We start from the raw sequence: 5,904 nt of genomic DNA on the forward strand, positions 1-5,904 counted from the left end.
CAAAAATGTCATAACCCTCATAATGACTGAATAGCTGAAATTACACCCGTCCAACACTGATTGGCGATCGCGATTTTGCCACCTGTTAAATCTCTTTTTCTGTCTGTATAAATTGTTACTTTTTGAAATGAGAATTGCTGAGGAAATCGACAGTCAATTGTTTTTCTTCGCTGATGCCTTGCCAAGCTCGACCGTAGGCCGGCAGACAGGCAGCTAAAATTAACCCCCCAACGAGCAAGGGGGGGAGTTCTAGGGGAACGGCGACAAGAGCGAGGGCTAAACTGGCAGCGGGAATGCCCAACCGCTCCCAATAGTTAATTTCGTGGGATGTGGGTGCTGTCGCTGCCTTGGTGGTTAGGAGATAGCCGCGATCGGCTTCTTCCATCGAGAGTAGGATATATTCCCGTAGTTGTTCGGGGGAAATTTCCTCGTAATTGTATTCAATAATCAGGGATTCAGCCGCCTCATTGCAGCGAACTTGTCCGATGACATTACTATCCTCTAATATTGCCACTAAGTTGCTGGCATAGTCAGGATCGTAACCCAGGCGCTCGATCTTGACCCGCCAGCGTCCTTCGAGGGAGTGAAGGAGTTGATAGTCTTGGGAAAACCTGTGAGCTTCGGGGACAATTGCCGCGGTTTCGTTAAGTATGTCTGGTTGGACAATTACTTTTTCTGTAGTATCTGTGAAGGTCATCTTAATGGGTGTTGATTAGTATCTGCCTGACACTGACATCAACCATTTTTTATTGTCAGGAGGGAAGACGGGGAATCAATCCAGAACTCGTGTCTGCAAGCAGGCTGTCTGTACTTCGTCGAGATTAGTGGCAAACCCCAGTATAGTTGACATTACCGTGCTGAAGTTTAAAGACGCGATCATTGTTGTCTAAACTAAAGCTTAGAGGAGTACCAGCTTGACTCTTGCCTTTAAAGGTATTATTGCCCTGATAGGTTGTTAGAGCTAGTCCCACGGGTTGTATTTGTGGGGGAGTGGCCGCTCCAAAGGCATCAATCGTGATAGATTGACGTTTTTGGTCGATAACCACCACGTCTGCTTCGGCAATGTCCGTCACTGATTCCACTATTGTTACGGCAACGGGCCGTTTTCTCTGGATCGATGCGTCATCAATGACAGAGGTATAAAAATAGATTTTCGTTCCTTTGTCTGTCTTCCCCCTAGCAACGCAGAGAATGCCATTTCCTAGACTGGGTGCTTCGGCTAAAACAGGCTTAATGGACAAGCTAGGCAAGGAAAGCAAGGTTACAGATGCTAACTAAGAGTGCGGCTTTGTTAGGAATTTTTAACATTTTTCTGCAAGGGGTAAATTAACTTCCAGTCATTGTAATAAAAAAAGTGAAATTTTGCCATAGTTTTGAGACAGATCGTTTTTTTTTCTCACTGGGTAGTGATTCGCTAGTAGTAGTGATCCGTCTTGCTTATTTGGTATAGCTTGACACAAAACTTAATTTAGGAGTTACAAAGGTGAGATACTTCCTTCTCGGATTTGACTAGCTTGAGAAAATGTGGAGAGATTAAGGTTGATTCCCTGAAGAGTCATCCGCGTACATATTTATGAGTTTTGAAAAATAAGAAATAATCTTCAAGTTCCATAATTAATTACCTTTGATTTTCCCGCTTATTTATTAACAATTATATCTGCTGTAATTAGGAATCAACTTCTTGACTAGGAGAGGAACCTCTTTTAAAAGGAATTAGTTTTTTGATTAATTCAGGTGTGATTAAGCCTTGGGGATAAAAAATGGTTCCCAAAACAATTAAAATTCCAAAAATAATCAAACGACCATCGCGCAAGAAATTCCCCAACCAAATTGGTAAACTATTCACGCCGCCGAGGGCGCGTAAAACTTCGGGCAAAGCAGTTAAAACAATGCCTCCCACCACTGGACCGATAAAAGTTCTTGAACCACCAATTAAAACGAAAGCCAAGAAAATAATACTGGCATCAAAAGTTCCTTGACGGGAATTCCAAGTATTTAGAAAATGGGCGCTTACCGCCCCCACAACTGCCGCTAAAACTGCCCCGAAAGTGAAGGATAAAACTTTGTGATAGGTGGGATTAATTCCCATAGCCGCAGCTGCCAATTCATCGGCACGAATGGCATTAAATGCCCGACCAATTTTGATGTTTTCTAACCGGTAGAGAAACAGCATAGTTAGGAATAAGAGGGGCAAAGCAAGCCAAAGGTAGGCTAATTGAGTGGTGAAAGGTTGGGGAATGGCGAAAATACCGACTGCACCACCAGTTATCTCGAGATTAAGGGCAATAATTCTCAAAATTTCTACCCAGGCGATCGTGGCAATAGCTAAATAAATACCTCGCAAACGGAGAACAGGAATACCTAAAACTATGGCTAATATTCCTGAAATAATGCCAGCAACTAACATTTCTAAAAAGACCAAAGTAAGGGGATAATTGCTACTGGTATTAGTAAAAACTTTCGTGGAAAGAATGGCGGCTACATAACCACCTAAAGCGTAAAAACCGGGGGTTGCTAAGGATAATTGACCAGCCATTAAGGGCAGATAAACTGAAAGGCCTAAGCTGGCTCCAAATATCATGGAAACAATTAAAAAACCATAGGTGTTAAAAAAATCAGCCATATTTTCGGTGAGCGGTTATTGGGTGTTTAAGTTACTGGAGTCAATTAGCTAATTTTATCACCGTTTTCTCCCCTCTGATTCTCTGGTAATTCTCGAAATTATCATAATTTTTTACTTGGTACTTTTCCTATAGGGTAGCGTTCGCCACCTGAAAAGCAGACGGGATGATCGATGATGGGAAAAAGTATCTTTCTTAACTTTGTCTGGGAAAAAATTCAGGGGAATTCACGAAACAGCAGCATTGGTTAGTTAACTCCGAAAACTGGTTCCTCAAACTGGTTCCTCGGACTCCTCTGGCTGAATTTCCCGATAAAATCGCAGTAACGGGCGAAAAAGTCCTAGAAGCTGAGGATAGCATCAGTTTTACCCCAGAAGCAATCCATCAGGTACAGGCGATCGGTGAGGAACCAGTAATGTGCTTTTAAACGTTTTCAATTCGCTCCTCTCACTAATCGAGCAGTGAATTTTTAGGTTAGAGAAATGATAGATAAATGAGAGGATCATGAGACAAATATGAAAGTTTTCTGAGGAAAAATTAGTTAAGATAAGGGGAAATTAAAGGATAAACAACTATAGATGTTTACTTCACTCGAACTTTTGACCATTTCTTTTGTAGCCGTGGGATTAGCCGCCGATGCCGTGGCCGTTTCTCTGACCAGTGGCCTGATGATTCGTCATATTCATGTTAATAAGGCTTTGAAAATTGCTTTGTTTTTTGGGGGATTTCAAGCGATTATGCCGATGATCGGTTGGGGTATCGGTCTAACCTGTCGGGATTTCTTCGCCTCTTTTGACCACTGGATCGCTTTTATTATTTTAGGGGTGATCGGCAGTAAAATGATCTACGAAGCTGTTCAAAATGATGATGAGGAAAAAAGGTTTAATCCTCTAGATTCCTATACTTTAATCGGATTAGCGATCGCTACTAGCATCGATGCTTTAGTAGTTGGTTTGGGTTTATCGATGATTAAAACTCCCTTACTTTTAGCTTGCACTATTATCGGTTCCATTACCTTTGCTTTATGTTTTATAGCTGTTTTTATCGGTCATAAATTCGGTAATTTATTTAGTCAAAAGGTGGAAATTCTCGGCGGTTTAGTTTTAATATTAATCGGCAGTAAAATCCTTATTGAACATTTAATTGCCTAGATTATCTCCATTTTTCACTATCCTCCCTATTTTCCCCGACTATTTCCATAGGCGAGTGGCTAATTCGGGATAACCAGCCTCAATTAAAGCCTGATCTCTGATACGACAGGAATCGCATAAACCACAGGGTTTAACTTCACCTTGATAACAAGACCAAGTATCAGCAATGGGAACCCCTAAACTAACAGCACGACGGACGATATCTACCTTACTATCCATCACCAAAGGGGCAATTAATTGGGGTGCTTTACCTTCTAAACCCGCTTTCGATGATAAATTAGCTAAAGTTTGAAAGGCCTCTAAATACTGGGGACGACAATCGGGATAACCAGAATAATCCACTGCATTAATTCCTAGATATATCGCCTCCGCTGCCCTTGCTTCCGCTAAAGAAAGAGCGATCGAAATAAAAACTGTATTTCTCCCCGGCACATAGGTAATCGGGATAATATTCGGGTTAATTCCCTCTTGGGGAATAGCAATAGATTGATCCGTTAAAGCGGAACCTCCCCACAAAGATAGATTGACTTCGATCAGATGATGTTCTTTAATATTGAGGAAATTAGCAATTTTTTTCGCCGCTGCTAATTCCCGCTCGTGTCTTTGTCCATAACGAAAAGAAAGGGCAATTAATTGATAACCAGCTGCTATAGCAATCGCTGCTGTTGTCGCTGAATCTAATCCCCCGGAAAGTAAAATAATCGCCTTTTTTGTCATTATCCTAATGTCACCTGTGTTTGTTGATAATTAGCTACTAAGATAAATTGTTTTAGCCACCGCGAACCTAACAAAATCTCCTGAATTGCCTCCCCTGCAAAAACGGGAATTTCGTATTCCTGACCATCAATTCTTACTCTGCCTAAATATATATCAAAAAATGCTTCGCCTTGGGCGGTTATCAATTTATTTTGTCGCAAAAAATGCCAATCAAGACTGTCAGCATCTTGACTATTTATGGCTAAAAACTCGGTAAAACCCTTATCCAGCATAACTTCTGCGGGTAGAATCAATCCATCATCGCCAACTAAATCAATATCAAAATAAATTTGTCCTTTGGTTCCAAATCTCCCTGCAATCATATTCTGCCACTAACTCCAGTTTCATTAATGCCAAAGATATGATGGATTTTGTCGGGATATTTTGCCCTTGCTTTTTTACTGGCCACTTCTTGATCGGGATCGATAAAATAATCGCCGCTATCGGGTTCGATCGCAATGTACCAACCATAGTAATGTTTCATTAACCGGGGCTGTAAACTCTGAAAAATCGGCCAACAACGATGATAAAATTCTAATTGTCGGGCGCGATGTTTGGCCTTTTCTTCCTCTGTAGATTGAATCTCCGGAAAAACTCGACCACGACGCACTACTCGTTCAGAATTGTTGTTAGACATAGTAAGTAATAGGACAAAATTAACTTCTTGGTTAGGATAGGCGTAATTAGTCACAGTAAGAAGCAGGGATTATTGAGAATAAAGTAATCCTTAAGCCCTAGGTGGAGAACGCTCGCCGGCTAACAAGTTGAAAAGTTCCTCAACCGCATTTGGCTCTTCTAGGTTCTGTGTGAGCATGGTACAATAGTAACACGGAACAGGAGGTGGGTTATGTGGATAAATTTTGATCAACTCCTCGATTTACCAAATGTAACAGTGGTCAATGTTCGTAGATCTGGACAAGAAAATTTGACTAGATGTGATTAAAGGACATAAGCAAGATGAATTGAGAATCCTTAAAAGCACAGCCAGAAACAGTTCGGGAGAAGGTGAAAGAAGTGAGCGTCGATATGTGGTCAGGATTTACAGCAGTGATCAAGGAATTATTTCCCAATGCTAAAATCATCTATGATCGTTTTCATGTAATGGCTATCATCAATGACGAGCTTAATAAATTGAGAAAGTTAATGGGGTACATGAAAAAGGATTACCTCATTTATTATGGAAGAAGAAAGAGGACTTAAAGGACGAGCAAAAACAACAACTAGAAGTTATCCTAAAAGAACATCCCTGCTTGGGAATAGCCTGGGAAATGAAAGAAGAAATTAGACAAATTTATCAAAGTAGTAGAACGTTCAGAGGTGCTGAGAGAAAATTGGAAAAATGGATAAGAATAGGCGGGATATTATATCAAAGTAGT

General features: G+C 40.9%; 7 protein-coding genes and 1 pseudogene. 2 read left to right on the forward strand and 6 right to left on the reverse strand.

The window, feature by feature from the left end; genetic code table 11:
* Positions 1-115: 115 nt before the first annotated feature.
* From O9323_RS07350 to O9323_RS07360, 3 genes are all read right to left on the reverse strand, one after another.
* Entirely contained in the window at positions 116-697 is a 582-nt protein-coding gene (locus O9323_RS07350; protein WP_288124894.1) for an HMA2 domain-containing protein, read from the reverse strand.
* A 124-nt stretch (positions 698-821) separates the two neighbouring features.
* The gene (locus O9323_RS07355) at positions 822-1,241 is read right to left on the reverse strand and encodes a hypothetical protein (protein ID WP_288124895.1); all 420 of its coding nucleotides are present in this window, start codon (positions 1,239-1,241) and stop codon (positions 822-824) included.
* 425 nt (positions 1,242-1,666) lie between these two features.
* Positions 1,667-2,623 (reverse strand): branched-chain amino acid ABC transporter permease, encoded by a 957-nt coding sequence (locus O9323_RS07360; RefSeq protein ID WP_288124896.1) that lies wholly within the window; start codon positions 2,621-2,623, stop codon positions 1,667-1,669.
* A 576-nt stretch (positions 2,624-3,199) separates the two neighbouring features.
* Between O9323_RS07360 and O9323_RS07365 the strand changes: the two genes are divergently transcribed.
* Positions 3,200-3,772, forward strand: a complete 573-nt coding sequence (locus O9323_RS07365; protein ID WP_002738103.1) for a manganese efflux pump MntP — start codon at positions 3,200-3,202, stop codon at positions 3,770-3,772.
* Positions 3,773-3,811: 39 nt separating this feature from the next.
* Here the strand turns inward: O9323_RS07365 and queC are convergent, their stop codons facing one another.
* From queC to O9323_RS07380, 3 genes are read right to left on the reverse strand one after another with little or no spacing between them, the layout of a single operon-like run.
* Complete coding sequence (gene queC, locus O9323_RS07370) at positions 3,812-4,489, reverse strand: 7-cyano-7-deazaguanine synthase QueC (RefSeq protein ID WP_002742134.1); 678 nt, start codon at positions 4,487-4,489, stop codon at positions 3,812-3,814.
* Complete coding sequence (locus O9323_RS07375) at positions 4,489-4,851, reverse strand: hypothetical protein (RefSeq protein WP_002755189.1); 363 nt, start codon at positions 4,849-4,851, stop codon at positions 4,489-4,491. Before O9323_RS07375 ends, queC begins: the two co-directional genes overlap by 1 nt.
* Positions 4,848-5,165, reverse strand: a complete 318-nt coding sequence (locus tag O9323_RS07380) for a hypothetical protein (protein WP_002736011.1) — start codon at positions 5,163-5,165, stop codon at positions 4,848-4,850. Before O9323_RS07380 ends, O9323_RS07375 begins: the two co-directional genes overlap by 4 nt.
* A gap of 268 nt (positions 5,166-5,433) precedes the next feature.
* Between O9323_RS07380 and O9323_RS07385 the strand changes: the two are divergent.
* A pseudogene (locus O9323_RS07385) lies at positions 5,434-5,904 on the forward strand (ISL3 family transposase); the annotation flags it as partial.

Origin of the sequence: Microcystis sp. LE19-131.1A, assembly GCF_027532015.1 — a bacterium.
GTDB classification, from domain to species: Bacteria; Cyanobacteriota; Cyanobacteriia; order Cyanobacteriales; family Microcystaceae; genus Microcystis; species Microcystis ichthyoblabe_A.

What these genes read in the sequence shown, in the direction of transcription:
- queC (WP_002742134.1), bottom strand. Translation starts at nt 4,489, where the DNA reads ATGACAAAAAAGGCGATTATTTTACTTTCCGGGGGATTAGATTCAGCG.
- O9323_RS07375 (WP_002755189.1), bottom strand. Translation starts at nt 4,851, where the DNA reads ATGATTGCAGGGAGATTTGGAACCAAAGGACAAATTTATTTTGATATT.
- O9323_RS07380 (WP_002736011.1), bottom strand. Translation starts at nt 5,165, where the DNA reads ATGTCTAACAACAATTCTGAACGAGTAGTGCGTCGTGGTCGAGTTTTT.
- O9323_RS07365 (WP_002738103.1), top strand. Translation starts at nt 3,200, where the DNA reads ATGTTTACTTCACTCGAACTTTTGACCATTTCTTTTGTAGCCGTGGGA.
- O9323_RS07350 (WP_288124894.1), bottom strand. Translation starts at nt 697, where the DNA reads ATGACCTTCACAGATACTACAGAAAAAGTAATTGTCCAACCAGACATA.
- O9323_RS07360 (WP_288124896.1), bottom strand. Translation starts at nt 2,623, where the DNA reads ATGGCTGATTTTTTTAACACCTATGGTTTTTTAATTGTTTCCATGATA.